Annotated in this window: 23 protein-coding genes; 19 read left to right on the forward strand and 4 right to left on the reverse strand. The window is 36.6% G+C overall.

Translation table 11 applies throughout. The features are described 5' to 3' along the window. Nucleotides 1-28 precede the first annotated feature (28 nt). From PHO71_RS21045 to PHO71_RS21095, 12 genes are all read left to right on the forward strand, one after another. Nucleotides 29-595, forward strand: coding sequence for an aminodeoxychorismate/anthranilate synthase component II (locus PHO71_RS21045; RefSeq protein WP_300207149.1), 567 nt, complete (start codon nucleotides 29-31; stop codon nucleotides 593-595). 4 nt (nucleotides 596-599) lie between these two features. Continuing rightward, nucleotides 600-1,595 (forward strand): anthranilate phosphoribosyltransferase, encoded by a 996-nt coding sequence (trpD, locus tag PHO71_RS21050; protein ID WP_300207150.1) that lies wholly within the window; start codon nucleotides 600-602, stop codon nucleotides 1,593-1,595. A gap of 7 nt (nucleotides 1,596-1,602) precedes the next feature. Continuing rightward, the gene (gene trpC, locus PHO71_RS21055) at nucleotides 1,603-2,385 is read left to right on the forward strand and encodes an indole-3-glycerol phosphate synthase TrpC (RefSeq protein WP_300207152.1); all 783 of its coding nucleotides are present in this window, start codon (nucleotides 1,603-1,605) and stop codon (nucleotides 2,383-2,385) included. A gap of 26 nt (nucleotides 2,386-2,411) precedes the next feature. Beyond that, nucleotides 2,412-3,038, forward strand: coding sequence for a phosphoribosylanthranilate isomerase (locus tag PHO71_RS21060; RefSeq protein WP_300207154.1), 627 nt, complete (start codon nucleotides 2,412-2,414; stop codon nucleotides 3,036-3,038). A 22-nt stretch (nucleotides 3,039-3,060) separates the two neighbouring features. Further along, complete coding sequence (gene trpA, locus PHO71_RS21065) at nucleotides 3,061-3,831, forward strand: tryptophan synthase subunit alpha (RefSeq protein ID WP_300207156.1); 771 nt, start codon at nucleotides 3,061-3,063, stop codon at nucleotides 3,829-3,831. Between the two features lie 310 nt (nucleotides 3,832-4,141). Next, on the forward strand, nucleotides 4,142-5,182 hold the full coding sequence (locus tag PHO71_RS21070; protein WP_300207158.1) for an asparaginase: 1,041 nt from the start codon (nucleotides 4,142-4,144) through the stop codon (nucleotides 5,180-5,182). A 362-nt stretch (nucleotides 5,183-5,544) separates the two neighbouring features. Then, a complete protein-coding gene (locus PHO71_RS26275) occupies nucleotides 5,545-5,751 on the forward strand; it encodes a DUF4842 domain-containing protein (protein WP_367279920.1) in 207 nt (68 codons plus the stop codon). Further along, entirely contained in the window at nucleotides 5,748-6,089 is a 342-nt protein-coding gene (locus PHO71_RS21075) for an LruC domain-containing protein (protein ID WP_300207188.1), read from the forward strand. The genes PHO71_RS26275 and PHO71_RS21075 overlap by 4 nt, the downstream gene beginning before the upstream one ends. Nucleotides 6,090-6,441: 352 nt before the next feature. Beyond that, nucleotides 6,442-6,807, forward strand: coding sequence for a response regulator (locus tag PHO71_RS21080; protein WP_300207160.1), 366 nt, complete (start codon nucleotides 6,442-6,444; stop codon nucleotides 6,805-6,807). A 14-nt stretch (nucleotides 6,808-6,821) separates the two neighbouring features. Further along, on the forward strand, nucleotides 6,822-7,988 hold the full coding sequence (locus PHO71_RS21085) for a sugar transferase (RefSeq protein WP_300207163.1): 1,167 nt from the start codon (nucleotides 6,822-6,824) through the stop codon (nucleotides 7,986-7,988). A 10-nt stretch (nucleotides 7,989-7,998) separates the two neighbouring features. Next, nucleotides 7,999-8,913 (forward strand): glycosyltransferase family 2 protein, encoded by a 915-nt coding sequence (locus tag PHO71_RS21090; RefSeq protein WP_300207165.1) that lies wholly within the window; start codon nucleotides 7,999-8,001, stop codon nucleotides 8,911-8,913. Continuing rightward, entirely contained in the window at nucleotides 8,901-9,524 is a 624-nt protein-coding gene (locus PHO71_RS21095) for an acyltransferase (RefSeq protein WP_300207167.1), read from the forward strand. The genes PHO71_RS21090 and PHO71_RS21095 overlap by 13 nt, the downstream gene beginning before the upstream one ends. A gap of 605 nt (nucleotides 9,525-10,129) precedes the next feature. Here the strand turns inward: PHO71_RS21095 and PHO71_RS21100 are convergent. Both PHO71_RS21100 and PHO71_RS21105 read right to left on the reverse strand, forming a co-directional pair. Next, nucleotides 10,130-10,741, reverse strand: coding sequence for a LuxR C-terminal-related transcriptional regulator (locus PHO71_RS21100; RefSeq protein WP_300207169.1), 612 nt, complete (start codon nucleotides 10,739-10,741; stop codon nucleotides 10,130-10,132). Then, nucleotides 10,731-11,435, reverse strand: coding sequence for a hemerythrin domain-containing protein (locus tag PHO71_RS21105; RefSeq protein WP_300207172.1), 705 nt, complete (start codon nucleotides 11,433-11,435; stop codon nucleotides 10,731-10,733). The genes PHO71_RS21100 and PHO71_RS21105 overlap by 11 nt, the downstream gene beginning before the upstream one ends. A 205-nt stretch (nucleotides 11,436-11,640) precedes the next feature. On the opposite strand from PHO71_RS21105, the gene PHO71_RS21110 reads away from it, so the two are divergent. Further along, on the forward strand, nucleotides 11,641-12,816 hold the full coding sequence (locus PHO71_RS21110; RefSeq protein WP_300207174.1) for a phosphoribosylaminoimidazolecarboxamide formyltransferase: 1,176 nt from the start codon (nucleotides 11,641-11,643) through the stop codon (nucleotides 12,814-12,816). 221 nt (nucleotides 12,817-13,037) lie between these two features. Here PHO71_RS21110 and PHO71_RS21115 read toward each other — a convergent pair whose 3' ends face one another. Beyond that, nucleotides 13,038-13,466 (reverse strand): DUF4842 domain-containing protein, encoded by a 429-nt coding sequence (locus PHO71_RS21115; RefSeq protein WP_300207190.1) that lies wholly within the window; start codon nucleotides 13,464-13,466, stop codon nucleotides 13,038-13,040. Beyond that, nucleotides 13,463-15,079, reverse strand: coding sequence for an LruC domain-containing protein (locus tag PHO71_RS21120; protein ID WP_300207176.1), 1,617 nt, complete (start codon nucleotides 15,077-15,079; stop codon nucleotides 13,463-13,465). The genes PHO71_RS21115 and PHO71_RS21120 overlap by 4 nt, the downstream gene beginning before the upstream one ends. 184 nt (nucleotides 15,080-15,263) lie before the next feature. Here PHO71_RS21120 and fldA point away from each other — a divergent pair, with 184 nt between their 5' ends. The 6 genes from fldA to PHO71_RS21150 all read left to right on the forward strand — a co-directional run bounded on the left by fldA (nucleotide 15,264) and on the right by PHO71_RS21150 (nucleotide 21,769). Then, nucleotides 15,264-15,770 (forward strand): flavodoxin FldA, encoded by a 507-nt coding sequence (gene fldA / locus PHO71_RS21125; RefSeq protein ID WP_300207178.1) that lies wholly within the window; start codon nucleotides 15,264-15,266, stop codon nucleotides 15,768-15,770. A 29-nt stretch (nucleotides 15,771-15,799) separates the two neighbouring features. Next, nucleotides 15,800-16,162, forward strand: coding sequence for a DUF2023 family protein (locus tag PHO71_RS21130; protein WP_300207180.1), 363 nt, complete (start codon nucleotides 15,800-15,802; stop codon nucleotides 16,160-16,162). A gap of 317 nt (nucleotides 16,163-16,479) precedes the next feature. Beyond that, nucleotides 16,480-17,814, forward strand: coding sequence for a porin (locus tag PHO71_RS21135; protein WP_300207182.1), 1,335 nt, complete (start codon nucleotides 16,480-16,482; stop codon nucleotides 17,812-17,814). A 31-nt stretch (nucleotides 17,815-17,845) separates the two neighbouring features. Beyond that, on the forward strand, nucleotides 17,846-19,003 hold the full coding sequence (locus tag PHO71_RS21140) for an imelysin family protein (protein ID WP_300207183.1): 1,158 nt from the start codon (nucleotides 17,846-17,848) through the stop codon (nucleotides 19,001-19,003). A 97-nt stretch (nucleotides 19,004-19,100) separates the two neighbouring features. Next, nucleotides 19,101-20,531 (forward strand): di-heme oxidoredictase family protein, encoded by a 1,431-nt coding sequence (locus tag PHO71_RS21145; protein WP_300207185.1) that lies wholly within the window; start codon nucleotides 19,101-19,103, stop codon nucleotides 20,529-20,531. 23 nt (nucleotides 20,532-20,554) lie between these two features. Beyond that, on the forward strand, nucleotides 20,555-21,769 hold the full coding sequence (locus PHO71_RS21150) for a porin (RefSeq protein WP_300207186.1): 1,215 nt from the start codon (nucleotides 20,555-20,557) through the stop codon (nucleotides 21,767-21,769). Nucleotides 21,770-21,950: the final 181 nt, after the last annotated feature.

The raw sequence follows: 21,950 nt of genomic DNA on the forward strand, positions 1-21,950 counted from the left end.
TATATCAAATTTAGAATTAAATAAAAAAATGAAAATATTACTTTTAGATAACTATGATTCTTTCACCTACAACCTCTTACACGTTGTGAAAGAACTCGGCGCTACAGATGTAGAAGTATTCCGTAACGACCAGATATCTCTTGACCAAGTTGAACGATTTGATAAAATTATTCTTTCACCCGGACCCGGTATACCGGAAGAAGCTGGGTTGTTATTGCCTATTATTAGAAAGTATGCACCGACCAAAAGTATTCTGGGTGTTTGCTTGGGACATCAAGCTATCGGAGAAGCTTTCGGTGCACGACTGGAAAACCTGAAAGAAGTATATCATGGAGTACAGACTCCGGTCACCATTCTTCGGAAAGATATCCTTTTCAAAGGATTAGGTAAGGAAATACCTGTGGGGCGTTATCACTCTTGGGTAGTCAGCCGTGAAAATTTTCCCGATTGCCTCGAAATTACAGCAGAAAGCCAAGAAAAGCAGATCATGGCACTACGCCACAAGACTTACGATGTACATGGCATTCAGTTCCATCCGGAGTCGGTACTTACACCACAAGGGAAAGAAATCATCAAAAACTTCTTAAACAATTAAACTCATGAAACAGATTCTATATAAACTTTTTGAACATCAATATCTGGGACGCGATGAAGCCCGCACTATTCTGCAAAATATCGCACAAGGAAAATACAATGATGTACAAATAGCTTCTCTTATTACCGTCTTTTTGATGCGTAATATTTCCGTAGAAGAATTATGCGGATTTCGCGACGCTCTATTGGAAATGCGCGTTCCGGTCGATTTAAGTGAATTCTCTCCGATAGACATTGTAGGTACAGGAGGCGATGGAAAAAACACATTCAACATCTCCACCGCTGCTTGTTTTACTGTAGCCGGAGCAGGTTTTCCTGTTGTAAAACACGGTAACTATGGAGCAACTTCCGTTAGTGGAGCCAGCAATGTAATGGAGCAACATGGGGTTAAATTCACGAGTGATGTAGATCAGCTACGGCGAAGCATTGAACAGTGTAATATCGCTTATCTGCACGCACCGTTGTTTAATCCTGCATTGAAAGCTGTTGCACCTGTACGCAAAGGATTGGCAGTACGAACTTTTTTCAATATGCTCGGTCCGTTGGTTAATCCTGTGTTACCTGCATATCAGTTATTGGGCGTTTATAATCTTCCCTTGCTGCGTCTCTATACTTATACTTATCAGGAAAGTAAAACGAAGTTTGCAGTGGTTCATAGTCTGGATGGATACGACGAAATCTCCTTGACGAACGAATTCAAAGTAGCAACCTGTGATCATGAAAAGATTTATACTCCTGAAAGTCTTGGTTTCTCCCGCTACACCGAAGCAGAACTGGACGGAGGACAAACTCCCGAAGATGCTGCTAATATCTTTGATAACGTAATGAACAATACGGCTACCAATGCACAAAAGAATGTAGTAATAGTCAATGCCGCTTTTGCCATTCACGTGATTCGCCCCGAAAAGACGATTGAAGAATGTATTGCTCTTGCAAAAGAATCATTGGAAAGCAGACGGGCGTTGTCTGCTCTCAAAAAATTTATCGAACTGAATAAATGAAACTTGTATGAAAGATGTATTATCTGAAATCATAGCTAACAAACGATTCGAGGTTGATTTGCAGAAACAAGCAATATCTCTCGAACAATTACAGGAAGGCATTGGGGACATTCCGCCAGGACGTTCTATGAAACAGGCCTTATCTTCTTCCACTTCGGGCATTATTGCAGAGTTCAAACGACGTTCACCGTCAAAAGGATGGATCAAGCAGGAGGCACGTCCGGAAGATATTGTTCCATCTTATGTTACAGCGGGTGCTTCAGCACTTTCTATACTTACTGATGAAAAGTTTTTTGGAGGCTCACTGAAAGACATTCGTGCAGTACGGTCTTTGGTTGAAACACCAATTCTCAGAAAAGATTTTATCATTGATGAATATCAATTGTACCAAGCAAAAATTGTTGGTGCAGATGCGGTACTTCTCATTGCTGCCGCACTACATCCGGACAAATGTAGGCAACTAACAGAAGAAGCTCATACTCTGGGATTGGAAGTTTTACTGGAAATTCATAGTACCGAGGAACTATCTTATATCAATAAAGAAATAGATATGGTAGGTATCAATAACCGGAATTTGGGAACGTTTGTCACTGATGTAGAAAATTCCTTCCGTCTGGCAGGACAACTTCCTCAAGATACTGTGTTGATATCGGAGAGCGGAATTTCTAATCCTGAAGTAGTAAAACGACTTCAGGCTGCCGGATTTCGTGGTTTCTTGATTGGGGAAACATTTATGAAAACTCCGCAACCGGGAGAGACCTTACAAAGTTTTCTGCAATCGATTCAATAATTCCTAATCTTCAAAACGAAAGTATTATGATCAATGGAAAAATTATCAAAGTATGCGGTATGCGGGACGCTGAAAATATACAGCATCTGGAAGCACTTGGAGATGTAGATATGATAGGTTTTATTTTCTATCCTCAATCGCCCAGGTATGTATATGAACTTCCATCCTATTTACCTGTTCATACTCACCGTATCGGAGTATTCGTAAATGAAAATAAACAAGTAGTTACTACTTATGCTGATCGTTTTGGATTAAACTATATACAATTACATGGCAGCGAATCACCCGAATACTGCCGTTCCTTATCTACGTACGGATTGAAAATAATCAAGGCCTTTTCCATAGCCCATATTGAGGACTTGGATATTGTGTGCAATTACGAAGAAGTTTGCGACTATTTTTTGTTCGACACAAAATGCAAGCAATACGGGGGATCCGGCAATCAGTTCGATTGGAATATTCTCCATGCTTATAAGGGAGAAAAAATGTTTCTTCTAAGCGGAGGCATTGACCTTGACAGCATACAGGCATTAAAAAGATTCAAGCATCCTCGTTTAGCTGGGTATGATCTTAACAGCCGTTTTGAGTTGAAACCGGGAAAAAAAGATACGCAACGTATCAGGGAATTTCTCCATAAATTAGAAACTATATAATCAATCAAAAATTATCAAAATCATGAATAGAATTAATCAACTTTTCAATAGTAATAAGAAAAATCTGCTTTCCATTTACTTTTGTGCCGGTAATCCAACTTTAGAAGGCACTGCCGATGTTATCCGTACACTTGAAAAACAAGGTGTTAATATGATTGAGATCGGAATTCCATTCAGTGATCCCATGGCTGATGGAATTGTTATCCAAAATGCAGCCACCCAAGCATTACGCAATGGTATGTCTCTGAAACTTCTTTTTGAACAACTGCGTGATATTCGCAAAGAGGTAAAGATACCACTTATATTAATGGGATACTTGAATCCTATCATGCAATTCGGATTTGAAAACTTCTGCCGGATGTGTGTGGAATGCGGTATTGACGGCGTTATTATTCCTGATCTACCTTTCAAAGATTATCAAGAGCAATATCGCATCGTAGCAGAACGTTACAACATAAAAGTTATCATGCTCATCACTCCTGAAACCAGTGAAGAACGGATACGGGAGATCGATGCACATACGAACGGATTCATCTATATGGTTTCGTCAGCAGCTACTACTGGCGCTCAACAAGATTTCGACGGGCAAAAACGAGCTTATTTTAAAAAGATAAATGATATGCACTTGAATAATCCTTTGATGGTAGGATTCGGCATCTCCAACAAAGTTACTTTCCAGGCAGCTTGCGAACATGCTTCCGGAGCTATTATCGGTAGTCGTTTCGTGGCTTTACTTGAAGAAGAAAAAGATCCTGAGAAAGCGATTATTCGCTTAAAAGAAGCACTCAAATAAAGATATACACCCAATGACAAATAGTGAATGGTTTATTTCAGTAGTTTTTCCATTTGTATATGCAGGCTGTCCGATAAATGATGGTACGCTATCATTTTGCTTTGTCATTAGGAGCTTGTGAAAGGATTTGCTCTTAAATGTATCAAAGAAGAGATTCTTTACATCGTTCAGAATGACAGGGTTTACGGGCTTTGCAGACAGCCCCTCTTATAACATTTCAGTACAAACTACAAACAAAATCATCATTCACTATTTATTATTCATGATAAATCTATATCTTTGTTAACTATTTAATGAAAATCCGTCAATTATGAGAGTAGATACCCCTTCCGTTTTGTTGATATACACAGGTGGTACTATCGGAATGATAGAAAATCCAGAAACAGGTGCTCTGGAAAACTTTAATTTCGACCACTTACTCAAACATGTTCCCGAACTGAAAAGATTTAATTATCATATTTCAACTTATCAATTCGATCCTCCTCTCGATTCCTCGGATATGGAGCCTATATACTGGGCTAAACTCGTTAAAATTATCAATTACAACTATGACAGTTTTGACGGTTTTGTTATCCTTCATGGAACAGATACCATGGCTTATACTGCCTCTGCACTTAGTTTTATGCTCGAAAATCTGAGTAAGCCGGTAATCTTAACAGGCTCCCAGCTCCCTATCGGAACTCTACGCACAGATGGAAAAGAGAACCTGATTACAGCTATTGAAATTGCCGCTGCAAAGAATCCCGATGGTACAGCCATTGTTCCGGAAGTCTGCATTTTCTTTGAGAATCATTTAATGCGGGGTAACCGTACGACCAAGATAAATGCAGAAAACTTCAATGCTTTCCGATCTTTCAACTATCCCCCATTGGCACGGGTGGGTATTCATATAAAATACGAACCTAACCTTATACGCAAACCGAATCCAGCCAAGCCACTAAAACCTCATTATCTATTCGATACCAATGTTGTCATATTGACTCTCTTCCCGGGTATTCAGGAAGAAATTGTCACTTCACTACTTCACGTCCCCGGTTTAAAAGCTGTTGTCATGAAAACATTCGGATCGGGAAATGCACCACAAAAAGAGTGGTTTATCAGACAGCTAAAAGAGGCGACAGAACGAGGTATTATTATTGTAAACATTACTCAATGCGCTTCCGGAGCTGTAGAAATGGAACGTTACGAAACAGGAATGCATTTATTGGAAGCAGGAGTTATCAGTGGATATGATAGTACTCCGGAATGTGCCATTACTAAATTGATGTTTCTATTAGGACATGAATTGCCCAATCAGGAAATTCGATATAAAATGGACTCTTGCTTAATTGGAGAAATTACTAAATCATAAAATGCTATATTCTACTTATTACTATTCCCTTTGATTTTTCTACTTCATACCCTTTAAAAAGAAAAAACTAAGGGGATTTTTACTCATATAATCTTTAATCAAAACTAAAGAGTTAATTCGTTGTTTCATTAGGCGAATAAATCAAGAAATAAATCTTTATTTTCAAAACACACAAGTATCTTTGTGCTAAAGAATTAACAAACTATCAAATATATACAGAAAAATGAGAAGAATTAACCTATTTATGCCAATTATTGCAATAGCAATAGGATGCACTTTGTTCAGTTGCGTTGATTCCGATAAAAATTTCTATGATTCATCTTTTCGAATGCCTAATTCAATGGGAGATTGAATAAAATGCTATTGGAACTACAAAAAAGATTAGTGCAGCTATTATATTCGACGAACTCCTTGCAAGTGATATTAGGAAAAAAGTAGAATTCAATCATACCTCTGCACTGAATTTTAATTTAAATAATAAAAATATAGAAAGTGGGCAAAAACATATGGTAATCCCATTATTTGACGATGCACATAAAGCATTAGATAAAGATCAATATATAAGATAAACACCTTCTCCGATAACTCTAATAATAATAGAAACACAAAAACGATAAGCTTTTCCATAGGATTCGATGAGCCTGCTTTATCAGCTGAAACCTTTAACATCAACAAATTGAATGTCTTTATCATTACTGGAGGAAATAGCATAAATTGCAGGGAAATCGACATAGTTGGTTCCCAACCTACACAGTTAGCAGATGCCAGCCTGTTTGGAGGTAACGATGATGACAGTTCTATTTTTGGAAAGAAATATTACTTAAGTAAAGAAAACCTGGATTGGGAAATCGTTGTTCCCACCAACTTTAAATGCCTATTGGAATACGTCTATATTCAAACTGCTTAGTATCTAAACATTTTAGCAATTGGGTAACCAGTGGTGATACCGGAAACAAAAATTGGTGGAATGATTGGGATGTAATAAACATTTTTCAAAGAAATAAAAACGAAATTTAGCATATAATATGAAAACATGAATCTTATTAAAACAGGAGATTTGTGCTTTTGTTGTGAATAAAACAACGTATAAATAACGTTTATATGGTTATCTTCTGAATTTTATTTTCTTAGATTGAAAGAATATTCAAAATAATACCTATATTTGCATAGAGTCATAGAAAATATGACAAAATAACTTAATGTCTTCATTAAAAACCGAATGACAAAGCAAACATTAAAACGGTCTTAATTGTATTTGTATGAAAAAGAAAATTTTATTAGTCGATGATAAAGAAACCATCGGAAAAGTAGCTGGAATATATCTAAGTAATGATTACAATTTTACCTACATAGAAAATCCGATTAAAGCTATAGAATGGCTTTATGAAGGAAATATGCCAGATTTAATCATTTCAGATATCCGTATGCCTCATATGACAGGAGATGAATTTTTACGTTACATGAAAGCAAATGAATTATTTAAATCAATTCCTATCATTATGTTATCCAGTGAAGAAAGTACTTCAGAAAGAATAAGATTATTGGAAGAAGGAGCAGAAGATTATATATTAAAGCCTTTTAATCCGCTGGAACTTAAGATCCGTATCAAAAAGATTATTGATTAATCCACGGTAGTATCATGCAGTATTTCGTTTATTTAGGCAAACATAATAAGACAATAGAATTATTCTCAAAGTTAAGTATAGGAGTCTTTTGTGCAGTGCCTACCTGCCAAAAAGCATTCCGAATATTAGACAATATTCATGAAAAATATGACGCTGTATTATTCTTTGAACAGTCTAGCCTATCCGAAGATATTGAGAATATTTCTCTTATACATAAAAAGTATCCGGGACTTTACATGGTATTGGTAACTGATGCTATTACTCAAGAGGAGGGAATAGAATATCTAAAAGCCGGTGTTAATAATACTATCAAACATGAAACAACTCAGGATTCATTCATTACCTTGGGGACTTTTCTTAATCGAAGGAAAGAGCAAAAAATAGAAGCTATCCAACTTAAAGCTCAGAATCAAAGTGGGTTCCATCTACCTTTATGGAAAAGAGTTTTTGATATTATTTTCTCTAGTATGGCATTATTATTTCTTTCCCCTCTTCTAATCATAACAGCATTAGCAATTCGGTTGGAAAGTAAAGGTCAGATTATTTATAAATCCAAACGAGTAGGAAGTAACTATCAAATATTTGATTTTCTAAAATTCCGTTCTATGTATACTGACGCAGATAAACATTTGAAGGACTTCAATGCTCTAAATCAGTATCAACAAGAAGAAATATCAAGAGAAGAAGAAGAAAAAGACGAAAAATTATCATCAGATATGAAAGATGAAGATCTCAATGAGATTATTTTAGTATCAGATGACTTTGTCATTTCTGAAGAAGATTACATCCACAAAAAATCCCAAGAAAAGAGTAATGCATTTGTAAAATTGGAAAATGATCCGAGAATAACGAAAGTGGGACGTTTCATCCGTAAATATAGCATTGACGAATTACCACAGCTTATTAATATCTTAAAAGGAGATATGTCTATAGTTGGTAATCGCCCTCTCCCACTTTATGAAGCAGAATTACTGACTAGTGACGAACATATCGACCGCTTTATGGGACCGGCAGGGCTTACAGGACTATGGCAAGTAGAAAAAAGAGGTGAAGCCGGTAAACTTTCTGCAGAAGAACGCAAGCAGTTGGATATCCAATATGCAAAAAGTTTTTCATTCGGACTGGATGTAAAAATTATCCTGAAGACAGTCACCGCATTTGTACAGAAAGAGAATGTATAATTCCCTCTACATGATAGATACCCTTATTTTTATAATAGACGACTCGTTACTGTTTTTTACAGTAGTTATATTAATATATTGGTTCATTCTTGCTTTAGCTTCACATTTCAAACGTACGCCGTATCCCAAAGTTAAATCGAAATATCGTTGCGCCATCCTTATTCCAGAAAAAAATAATTTTTCTAATACTATAAGTGAAGAAACATCATATGATTTAATCACTTATAAGGATTTGCCGGAAACAGTTCTTTCTCTAAACAAAGAACAGTACAATTTGGTAATCCTGTTATCCAACGTTGCCAATGACCTATCTCCTCAACTTATCGAAAAGGTATTTAACGCATACGATGCCGGAACCAAAGTTATTCAATTGCATTCAGTCATTAAAGATCGTAAAGGTTTCACTAAATATATACAAGCCGTACGTGAAGAAATAAATAATAACCTATTTAGAGTTGGAAATACACAACTTGGATTTTCATCTAATTTGTATGGAGCTAATATAGCTATTGATCTGGCTTGGTTACAAAACAACCTAAAAACATCTAAAACAAATCTGGAACGTAAATTATTTAAGCAGAACATATATATTGATTATCTTCCCGACGCAACAGTATACTGCGAATCAATGCCTGTTTATCCCTATCGCAAGCGAACCGGTAAACTTTTGTCTTATCTATTCCCTTCTCTCTTAGAACGGAACTGGAACTTTTGTAATCGAATTATCCAACAGATACTGCCATCCCCATCAAAATTATACACCTGTATCTGTATATGGACTTTATTAATGACAGGATATGATTGGATGTCTTCATTTAAATGGTGGATTATATTATTGGGATTATCAATTACCTACAGTTTAGCAATCCCGGATTATCTAGTGAAAAAGAAAAAAAGAATAAAACTTTTAATATGGAAACGATGACATTAAAGCAGCGAATCAAGCAACATCCAGTTTTAAAAAAAATAATCCATCGCTTTATCATGCATCCCGTTAAAACGCGTCCCAATTGGTGGATAAGATTATTCTATTTCACATATTTGAAATGCGGAAAGGGAGCTATCATATATCGTAGCGTTCGTAAAGATCTTCCCCCTTTTAATCGTTTTTCTTTAGGACGTTATTCCGTTGTAGAAGATTTCTCCTGCCTGAACAATGCAGTTGGCGATATTATTATTGGAGATCATACTCGCATAGGGTTAGGAAACACAATTATTGGACCAGTCTGTATCGGGAATCACGTAAACTTAGCTCAAAATATAACCGTCAGTGGTCTTAATCATAATTTTCAAAATACAGACAAGCTAATTGACGAACAAGGAGTAAGTACCCAACTCATCATAATTGAAGATGATGTATGGATAGGTGCCAACTCAGTTATACTACCCGGAGTAACTTTAGGAAGACATTGCATAGTAGCTGCCGGAAGTGTAGTCAGCCGTTCTATCCCCCCTTATTCTATATGTGCCGGAAGTCCTGCAAAAGTGATCAAATCCTATGATTTTGAAACTAAAGAATGGAAAAAGACGAAATAATCAATCTTTAGTAACTATAAATAATGAGAATTACTTAACAATATACCTTTAAAAGGGGATTGTGGCATTAATAAAAACAAACTATCTTTGCAGTATCAGAATTGAATTAATTAGTCATAATTTTATTACGTAGCCACATTTAAGTAAAAATGAAATAGAATCCCGTCGAAGTGATTTCGCCGGGATTTTATTTTACTACAACAATCAGAGACTGGCTTCCAATAAATTTTCATCTGACAGTTTGTATATTGATTCATTTTTTACTATCTGTTTGGGGAAGTCATAAAAAAAACGAGCCAACTCCTCATAATGGAATCACTCGCCCTACATCAGAAAAGCCATTAAGGCTTTTCTTTAATTTTCTTGCTTCTCCTAAAAACGTTTTTTCTTTTACCTCAAAACTTTCTTACCTATTATTACCCTTTTACCTTTTATCAAAAAACTTATCCTATTGGAAATAATTTTAATACCTTAATTATTCTAATTACCTAAAAAATCTTTTCTTTTACCTTATTAACTAATAACAGTTTCCCAACTGCGCTGCAAAGATACAAAGAATCTCTGTGCTGGCAAATCGTTTTATGTTTTATAACATTCTTTGTAAGTTATAAATTCTTCACTTCACTTAATGCAACTAACTTATTTACAATAGCATAAATGGTTAATCCAGCCGCACTATGTATTTGTAGTTTCTTACTGATATTTCTCCGATGAGTAATAACAGTATGAATAGATAGAAACAGTTTCTCTGCCATTTCTTTATTAGTCATACCTTTGACAACACAAATCACAATTTCTTTCTCCCGTTGGCTCAATGTATCCGGGCTATCTATTTCCTCTTCTTCTATAGTTACATTCAACAAAGTATGAATCTTCTTAGAAAGAACCTCCAAGTCGTCAAATATAGATATAGATTCATCATATTTACTTAATGAAGCCCCATCAACGAATGATGTAACCAAGGCTATTAAACGTATTTTTTTCCCTGCAGTATCTTCCCTGAATTTATTAACGTCAAAATAATCACCGAATGCAGGATTAACAATTAACATTTCAGGAAATTGCGTATGCAAACAATCATGCAAAGCTTCAACAGAAAGCAATTCTATTGGTTGTATTTTCAAATTAGGAAGACGCTTCAACGCAGCTGTTAGTCCACAACGAACAATAACAGAAGTTTCAGCTATAGCAATCCGAATGGTTTCGTTATTTTTCATTTTCATTTATCCTCCTTTCCAAATTCAGAATAGCAGGAACAAAAATATAATCCTCTACTTTGCAATGTGATTCTAATCCTTCTTCACAAGTATATATGTCAAAAAGAGCAGCGTTGAGTTGATTAACATTCGTCTTAGCAGGACAATACTTAATAATAATGTTTTTCAGTTCTGTCAACTTCTCTCCCACTTGGTCATGGTGTTTAGAGAAAGTACTAATCTGATAATTTTTAGGTGCATCCCCCTGGAGCAATAAATCTACATACTTAAACACAGTCTTTTCCTCATAATCCATGTGCTTACGTACTTCTCTCGTATATTCATCGAAAAACTTAAGAATCAGGAATGCAACCTCATCTTGCGAACAGTCTATAGCTTCAATTAGTTTACGACGAATGGCAGGAAGACAAAAGTCTAGAAAATAGAGATGTGCCTGCCTCAGATAATCAATCAGTGCAGGAATAGAAATCTCATCACTACTTCCATCCAACCGGGAAAACCCCTCTGTCATGAAATTAACAACAATCAGGAAAGTATGGCAATCCACTCCGTTAAGTTCACAAACTTCCCGAACTGTTTTGTCACCAAATCCCAACGATAATCCGAAACGGCTCATCACCTGTAGCAAGGAGTAGTTATCACTGATGAGATCGATCATCTTATCTGTTGGCTTGTATTTCTGTAAGTTATCCATCTATACCTATTTAATATTTACGCATACAAAGAAACGCATTATTTTATGAGTGCACAATCACCATTTATAGGTATTTTGATTTATTACGGAATACTAATTAGTGATTATATGCTACTAATTTTCAGAGGAGCTAGGAGGGATATGCTTTTTTTAGTAATTTTGTCGCTATCAATTTGTAATCAGTAATTCATAATTAACCCATATTATGGCAAACGAACTCGAACTAAAATACGGCTGTAACCCTAACCAAAAACCAGCACGTATATTCATGAAAGAAGGCGATCTACCTATTGAGGTATTGAATGGACGCCCCGGTTATATCAACTTATTGGATGCTTTCAACAGCTGGCAATTAGTAAAAGAACTCAAAGAAGCAACCGGACTGCCTGCCGCCGCTTCTTTCAAACACGTCAGCCCGGCAGGTGCTGCTGTAGCAGTAGATATGAATGATACACTGAAGAAAATCTATTTTGTAGACGACGTTAAGCTCTCGCCACTAGCTACCGCTTATGCTCGAGCACGTGGAGCCGACCGTATGTCATCTTACGGAGACTTTATCGCATTGTCCGATACTTGCGACGAAGAAACAGCACGCATCATCAACCGTGAAGTCTCTGACGGTGTTATTGCTCCGGACTATACTCCCGAAGCGTTGGAGATCCTGAAGAATAAAAGAAAAGGAACTTATAATGTTATCAAGATAAACCCAGCTTACCGTCCGGCTCCTATTGAGCACAAAGATGTGTTTGGCGTCACTTTTGAACAAGGCAGAAATGAGCTAAAAATTGATGAGAGCCTTTTGAAAGAAATGCCCACACAAAACAAAAAAATTCCGGCTAATGCAAAACGTGATCTGATTATTGCCTTAATTACACTGAAATATACTCAATCAAATTCAGTATGTTATGCCAAAGACGGACAAGCAATCGGTATTGGTGCCGGACAACAGTCACGTATCCATTGTACCCGTTTAGCCGGAAATAAAGCGGATATCTGGTATTTGCGCCAACATCCCAAAGTAATGAACTTACCTTGGATTGAGAAAATCCGTCGTGCCGACCGCGATAATACGATTGACGTATATATTTCCGAAGATTATGATGATGTATTAACAGACGGTGTTTGGCAACAATTCTTCACAGAAAAACCGGCAGTACTGACTCGTGAAGAAAAACGTACTTGGCTGGATAGTATGACTGGTGTAGCATTAGGTTCTGATGCTTTCTTCCCCTTCGGAGATAATATCGAACGTGCTCATAAAAGTGGAGTCAGCTACATTGCTCAACCAGGCGGTTCAGTACGTGACGACCATGTAATTGGAACTTGTGATAAATATAATATGGCAATGGCGTTTACAGGTATCCGCTTATTCCATCATTAAAAAAGTTACATCATACCTTTTTCAAGGCGTGGATCTCACAAATTTCATGAGTAGCATCATAAATATTCATGCAATCTTGTGCAATCCACGCCTAATTTATACAATTATGTAAACATCGATATACCGACAAGTTCATTTTTAATTTTCATACATACCTCTCAAAAAGAAAGGATTACCTCGTGAAAGATAATCCCTTTACTTAAAAAAACATTATATCGTACTTAATATAATTCCTCCTCGTTCACGTTTCCAGAAATTGTAGAATCGAACCAAGATAAATCTGTCTTATTAGTCACCCACTCATTATACTTTTTATAAGCCTTTACCACAGATGATCTCTCTTTCGGATATCTCCATGCAGATTCATTTGCGGAAACACGAGGAAAATCCAATGCCCAACAAAACATATCTTCCATTCGATAGAAAATTCCTTTTGATTCATCGGAACAGTCTTTCTGTGTTCCAAGTAGTGTTCTATCCATTTTAGACGTTGGAGCAAAATCCGGTAAATGAATTTCCCGGGAGCGCCCATTGACAAATATAAATGGATTGAATTTCATCAAAGAAAGATTACTAACCGAAACTTTCAAAGGGATATTTACAACTACCTCTTCTACTGAAACAAAATCAGATCCTTTCTCTGTATTTATAAAGCCATCCGCATCTGAAAAAGTTCACTTACATCTTCCCATACAACGAAAGTAGCTTTTGAATTCCCACTTTCCAAGGTAGCACCTTCCACTTTTGCAACCTCAATATCATTCTCTGTTAAAGGCAACTCTACTCCAAAACCTATTTTTGTATAAGCAGCCGTTCCCTTAGCTATCGGCTTTAAACGCAGTTTGATATCCGTAATTTTATTATCAGTATTTTTAACTACACTATAAGTATAGTTCACCACAAAATCATTCAGATCATAATCTCCGGGATTAGGCCATTGATCTTCAAAAGCCAATGTACCATGAATAGATTCATTAACAGTCACTTCCTCATCAACCGGAATATCTTCTCCAGGCTCAATAGCTTCCACAGGACTAGCTGTCACTTTCACCATCACATCATTGAAATCATAATCAGAATTATTATCACCGAAAGGACGAATATCAAACCCTGTCACACAACAGTTAGAAGAACCCAATTGCCGAGTTATAGCCTGAGATTTTCCCCAAGCATTCAACATCGGAGTAGAGTAATACATTCCAGACACTTCACCATCTACAATCGGATAAGTCTTATTTTTAAAAGAATAAGCATTCTTTTCTGTTATAACCGTGCCATCTTTCTTAAAACCATTTCGTGCAACAGCAAATCCAATACGTGTTCCCTTTGGAAAAACCGTGCTATATTCAGTTCCATTCCAATAAAGCAACTGAACCTTCAATCCGGATGGACATTGAATCTGATTTGTGTTAGGAAGTAACATTGTCATATGTAGATTATCAATATCATTATGTCCATTTATTTCTCCTTCTTTATAATTATAATACATTAATGAATTATAAACTGTTCGATTGGAAACATAAAAACCTCCATCACCTACGTAAGTCACCCAAACCTCAGCCCCATTTTCATCGATAACTCTCAAATCCGAATTTTTAGAAAGGTCTGCTTTATGAACGTTTTCCCGCTCCGGATACCAGCTATCAATCTGATTAATCAAAACAGTAGACAGTAATTCTTTAGATACCAAAGAGCAACCGCCTTGAACCGGAATACCATCTTTATCTACCTCCGTATTTTTATAAGGTACATATAATTCATACAATCCACTAACCTTAGTAAAAGTTTGAGGAATCTCAATAGAAGTAGTGCCACGGACATTGGTAGCAAATTGAGGAAAGGCAACGCCTTGAAAATTTAATGAAATAAAATCTTGAACATTCACTTCCTGCACCTGACCGTAGCCTGTTGTAAGAGGAGCTACATAAATTGTTGAAATATTATTTGCTATTACTACTTCCGCTTCCAATTTACCCGAAGCATTCGTATTTCCAACATATACCGGATCTATAGAAATGATCCCTTCACCAATATAAGGCTGGCTCATAAAAACTCCAAACTTTACATCCTTTTGTGGTTCTCCATCCCCATTGAGTGCAGTAATTGAAATGTTTTTTACTGTTTTCAAATTAAAGTCCGAGGACAAACCGAGCTGTTCATCTTTTGATGTTTCCCCATCCTGCTTATACAAATTCTTCTCATCCACACATGAGACTAGTATCAAGCCAATAATTCCCCCAAAAAGGTACCTTAAGTTTCTCATATTTACTAAACTATGTTTGTTTCGACGACTACAAAGATAACCTAAAATCTTAAAATATCAAAAAATATATTTGATAATATCCCCATTAATAATGAGTAAGGCCTGTTATTCCATTATTAATAGGGATTTTCTATTTCAACAAGCCCCTCTATCTTTGCAACATCACATAAAAAAAGAAATAAAAATGAATAAAATCGGAGTATTTTATGGTTCCACAACTGGAACTACTGAAGACATAGCCCGTCAAATTGCAGAAAAGCTGAATGTCCCCTCCGGACATATTTACGATGCTTCTAAAATTACGGAAGATTTGGTTAGAGAATATGATATATTGGTGCTAGGTACCTCTACTTGGGGAGCCGGCGAGCTACAGGATGATTGGTATGATGGAGTGAAAGTTCTAAAAAGATGCGATCTGTCTCACAAATATGTTGCTTTGTTTGGTTGTGGTGATTCAGACTCTTATTGCGATACCTTCTGTGATGGTATAGGTATTCTTTATGAAGAACTAAAAGATACTAATTGTAAATTCTGCGGTACAATCGATACTACCGGATACACATTCGATTTTTCTATTGCTGTCGTTAATGGGAAATTTATCGGACTTCCAATTGATGAAGTGAACGAAGACAACAAAACAGATGAACGAATCAGTAAATGGGTAGAACAAGTAAAACAAGAAATCAATTAATAGTCTATCATAAAAAATCTGTTTACATTATGCCCACTGAAAGAATAATTCCCGGTGAGATCCGGATTTTTCTCAACCATATCTATGAGTATAAGAAAGGTGTACGTAACATGGTACTTTATACTATGAATAAAGAATATGAAGAATTTGCTGTCCGTCGGCTCAAAAGTCAGAAAATAAGTTATATGATACAAGAAGTTGGTACAAGTAAAATCAACCTATTTTTTGGAAAGTCTGAATGTATGAAAGCTATGCGTCATATTATCATCCGCCCTTTAAACCAACTAACAGCTGAGGAAGACTTCATTCTAGGGACCATGTTAGGATATGATCTATGCCAGCAATGTAAACGTTATTGTAGTAAAAAAGAAAGTATTAAGATTGCTGTTTGAATGATATATTTATAGCTTGGTTAAATACCCACAGGTGTGTACGAGAATAGTTCTGACCGATATCAGCAAAATAATATGGAAGTAAGCAATTACTCTTAACTAAATCAAATTAGTAATCCTACAAAAAGGTGTATTTCAGTATTTTTCATTCTATACTGATATACACCTTTTTATATTTTATATTTTTCTCTACCTTTTTACTATTCAACCTTAAACTACCTAAATATACTGAATTTAAGAAATAACTATGCCTATTTTTAGGTATTGTACCCCGTTTTAACCTCCTATAACTTTGCAGTCGAAAAAATATATAAAAAATGAGAAAACTAACTGCAATCTTCATTCTTTGTCTCCTGTCTTCATTTCATACACTTTCAGCACAGGAAACGCAAGAAAAATCTAAAAGTATCAAATCTTCTTCGGAAGAGTATACAAAATTCCGTTTCGGCGGCTATGGTGAAATTGTCGCAAAATTTAAAGACTATGGTATCAACCGATTCTATGGTGGTAGTGACGGAAATGCCAATGATCAAAGAAATACAATTTCTATTCCACGCTTTGTATTAGCATTCGATTACAAATTTAATTCTAAATGGATACTTGGGGCTGAAATTGAGTTTGAATCCGGTGGAACAGGAACTGCTCTTGAACTAGAAAACTCTGAGAACGGAGAATATGAAACAGAAATTGAAAAGGGTGGTGAAGTTGCCTTGGAACAATTTCACATTACTCGCTTAATAAATCCGGCTTTCAACATACGTGCCGGACATATGATTGTACCAGTGGGACTAACAAATGCACATCATGAACCAACGCTCTTTTTCGGGACCTCACGTCCGGAAGGAGAAACAACCATTCTACCATCTACGTGGCATGAAACAGGTTTAGCCTTTTTCGGTTCTTTTGGAAAAGGACATGCCAGTTTCGATTACCAAGCTATGGTAGTTACCGGATTAAATGCTAATGGATTTGACCGAAACACGTGGGTAGCCAGTGGTAAACAAGGTTTCTTTGAAGAAGATAACTTTACTTCACCAGCTTATGTTGCCCGATTGGATTATAAAGGAGTACTCGGTTTACGTGTAGGAGCGTCATTCTATTATTGTGTAAATGCAGGCTCTAATTCTGATAAAGCTGCTACGTACTCAAAAATTGGTAGTATTCCGGTAAGGATTTATACAGCAGATGCGCAATACCTTAATAAATATGTAACTGCACGTGGAAATATTGTATACGGGAATTTAGGAAATTCTGCTGCACTTAGCGGGAAAAATACCCAGTTATCTAACTTATCTCCGTATAGCCGTATCACCCCGATAGCAAAGAATGCTGTAAGTTATGCCGGGGAAGTTGGAGTCAATATCAGGTCAATATTCAATAATAGCAAAATTCCGGTTATTTATCCTTTTGCCCGTTATGAATATTACAACCCACAAGAAAAAGGTGAAAAAAGACAAACAATGGATAAACGTAATCAGGTCAGTATGTGGACAGCCGGCTTAAACTGGTATGCTTTACCTAACCTGGTCATTAAAGCCGATTATACAACACGTAAAATAGGGACAAGCAAAATATTTGGTAAAGGACGCTATAATAGTGAAAATGAATTTGCCATCGGTATTGCATACATTGGCTGGTTTATAAAAAAATAAGTATATATTAATAATTTAATTTTATATAAATATGAAAAAGAACATCTTTTACACTGCAATACTTATTGCAGGATTGACTTTTACAACTACCGCTTGTAGTAATGATGATGATGATACTACCCAATCTCCCATAGATCTGGAATGTACGCAAAATAATGTGGCTTCCTGGGGCAACTACATGAAAGTGGTAGCTACTCTTCTAAAAAATGATGCAGCTAACCTATATTCAGATTGGAATAATAGTTATGAGGGTGGAGATAGTTATGCTGAGACATTTAAAAAACATAACAGTACAACTTTCTCTAGTGCATTGAACTGTGTCCAGCAAATTATTGACGGTTGTTACGATATTGCCAATGAAGTCGGTACACAGAAAATTGGTGACCCATACGAAAAATATGAAGCAGGAAATATCAGCGGAGCATTATATGCTGTTGAGTCTTGGTACAGTTGGCATTCGCGCGAAGACTATTCAAATAATATACTTTCTATCCGTAATGCATATTATGGAACTAGAGATGGTAGTATTAACGATAATTCAATATCAAAGATTCTTGCCAACAACGGTTACTCAGAATTGAATAATCAAATGATAGCAACCATCAATAAAGCTTATGATGCTATTTTGGATATTCCGCAACCTTTTCGTAATAACATTAATAGTTCTGAAGCAGAAGCCGCTATGGAAGCTTGCGCAGAACTTGCCAACTTATTAACAAATACATTAAAACCAACCATTACTAATAACACAACTCTTAGTAGTAACAGTACTTTAGATCCTGTAGTTCAACAATATGTAGATGTTGTCGTATTGCCTACATACTTGGACTTAAAGAATGAAACTGAAGCACTCTATAAAACTGTTAGTACCTTCCAAGCTAATCCCAGTAACGCAGCATTCACTACAGCTGCTTCTGCTTGGGTAAAAGCACGTGGTCCGTGGGAAACAAGTGAAGCCTTTCTGTTTGGTCCTGTTGCTTCAAAAGGCCTTGATCCAAATATGGATAGCTGGCCTTTAGACCAAGATGCTATTGTTAATATTTTGAATTCCGGGAACTATGCAGATTTAGAATGGAGTGGTGACTACGATGAAGATAATGAAGATATCGCAGCAGCTCAAAATGTACGTGGCTTCCACACATTAGAATATTTGCTTTTTAAAGATGGTAAAGCACGTACCATCAAATAAGATTATCTCATAAATAACCTCAAGAAGTAAAGGTGAGATTGAAAAATCTTCCTTTACTTCTTTGGTATGTTCAAGTATATTATCTCAATCTATAAAAATGAATTCTTTATTAAAATATTCATTTCCTATCTTTTTCCTGTTAGCATGTAGTGCTTGCACCGAAGAAGGAATTGATGTTTTAGAAATAGAAGTTCCTGAAGGCTATGCATTATCAGCCGGTACGGCAACTAATTTTCTAAACTCATCCTTTGCCTATGACACTCCTGCTGACTGGATCTCAGGTAGCTATGACAGCCGTTTCAATTCTGGTGATAAGCTTTATGATGATGTCCGTACAAGTAGTAATGGCACAGGTGGAGGATTAGGTCCGGTATATGCCGGTTATTCTTGCGGAAGTTGCCACCGAAATGCCGGTCGCACCAAACCAACACTGTGGAGTGAAGGTGGTTCAGGAAACTATGGATTCTCCTCAATGTTAGTTTATATTTCACGTAAAAATGGTGCATTTTTCCAAGATTACGGACGAGTGCTTCACGATCAGGCTATTTATGGCGTTGATCCGGAAGGAAAGCTTTCTGTTACCTATACTAAAGAAACCTTCACCTTCCCGGACGGTGAGGAATATAAACTTTGCAAGCCCAATTACACTATCACTCAATGGTATGCAGATGAAATAAAACCAGAAGACCTTTTTTGTACGGTACGTATTCCTCTACGCCATGTAGGCATGGGACAAATGATGGCATTAGATCCTATCGAAATAGAAGTTCTAGCTGCGAAAAGTAATTATCCGGAGTACGGTATTAGTGGACGCTGTAATTACATCACAGAACGGGGCGTTAAATGTTTAGGCCTTTCCGGCAACAAAGCCCAACATGCTGATTTAACAGTTGAACTTGGTTTTTCTAGTGATATGGGAGTCACTAACAGTCGCTATCCAGAGGAAATTTGCGAAGGACAAACACAAGTAAATCAAGGTAGTATGATGGGGCTTTCTTACGATCAGCTGGATGTCAGCACAAAAGAGATGGAAGATGTGGACCTTTATATGCAATCTTTAAGCGTGCCGGCACGCCGCAATGTGAATGATCCTCAGGTAATCAAAGGTGAGCAAAAGTTCTACGAAGCCAAATGCCATCTTTGTCATGTGACTACACTTCACACCAAAACACGTGGAACGGCTTTATTGAATGGTACTCAACTACCATGGTTAGGCGGGCAAACCATCCACCCTTATTCAGACTTCCTGCTACATGATATGGGATCTGAAATCATGGGAGTCGGGTTGAACGATGATTATGTAAGTGGTCTGGCACGAGGAAATGAATGGCGAACCACTCCTCTGTGGGGAATCGGATTACAAGAGAAAGTTAATGGGCATACCTACTTTCTGCATGACGGACGTGCTAGAAATTTAGTAGAAGCTATTATGTGGCACGGAGGAGAAGGAGAAGCGTCCAAAAATATTTTCAAAAATATGAGTAAAGAAGACCGCGACGCACTTATCGCATTTATAAATTCACTTTAAATTTAAAACAGAATAATATTATTATGAATAAAATAATAACTGCCGTTATATTGTCGCTCATGCCTTTCACTGCAATAATGGCTCAACATGAAGAAGATACGGAAAACGGTGTAGTTTCATTAGCAGGAAGAGAAGGCTTTACCATCGAGACTAAAAAAGGAGATTTTGTATTCAAGCCCTATTTACTGGTACAAACAAGTGCCAACTTCAACTTTTACGATGATGAAGGACTGGATAAAGCATATAATCAAGATAATGTAGCCAATTCAGGTTTTTCCATACCCTATGCAGTCTTAGGATTTACCGGTAAGGCATTTGGTAAAGTATCTTTCAATCTTTCCATGAATGCTGCTGCCAGTGGGGCGGCATTACTCCAACAAGCATGGTTTGACGTACAGTTAAAAGAGCAATTTGCCATTCGTGTCGGAAAATTCAAAACTCCATTTTCACATGCTTATTTGACTACATTAGGAGAAACATTGTTACCTTCACTCCCTGTATCTCTGACAGCATCTACCATTCTCCCCTATTCTCTGAATGCCGTAACACCCAATATTGGTACAGGTTTCGACTTAGGTGTAGAAGTTCATGGATTAGTTGCTGATAAATTCGGCTATGAAGTTGGTATATTTAATGGTACAGGAGCTTCAGTAAATACAGCTACTAAAACATTTAGTGACGATTGGCATATTCCATCCCTATTATACGCCGGTCGCTTTACTTATATGCCCAAAGGAGTATTGCCGGCCACTCAGGGAAATCCCAATCGTTTGCACGAGGACAAAATTATGTTTGGCATTTCTACATCTCTCAATGTAGAAAGTGAAAATGAAAGTACTAATGATTTTCGTGCAGGTCTTGAATTTGCTATGTTGAAGAATAAACTTTATCTAGGAGCCGAGATGTACTATATGCATGTAGGCTTTACCAAACGTCAAAAGATATCCGAGTCATACGATTATTTAGGTGGTTATGTTCAAGGTGGTTATTTTGTAGCTCCACGTTTGCAAGCGGCTCTACGCTATGATTTCTTCAACCGTAATGGATTGGATACAAACGGTTTTTTGAATATGCCTGCCATAGGAGTGAATTATTTCTTCAAGAATTGCAACTTGAAGATGCAAGCAATGTACCAATATATTGCCCGTACAAGTCATGATACACAACTCGACCGGGATAATGACGACTTAGGTTTAGCTATGCATTCAGGAGTTATTATGCTTCAATATACTTTCTAAAAGATATAAAAGATGTTATATATAAGAAAATATACAATTCCGATCTTTATTCTTACCTTGATTTCCATAGTCATTAGTTCATGTGATGACGGACGGATTTATGAAAAAACAGTTCATATTCCCCGAGAAGGTCGTACCTTAAAATTGACCGGTAAGATTAATGGGATAGATAAATGGACTA

The organism is Bacteroides sp., assembly GCF_028690125.1.
Lineage (GTDB): Bacteria > Bacteroidota > Bacteroidia > Bacteroidales > Bacteroidaceae > Bacteroides.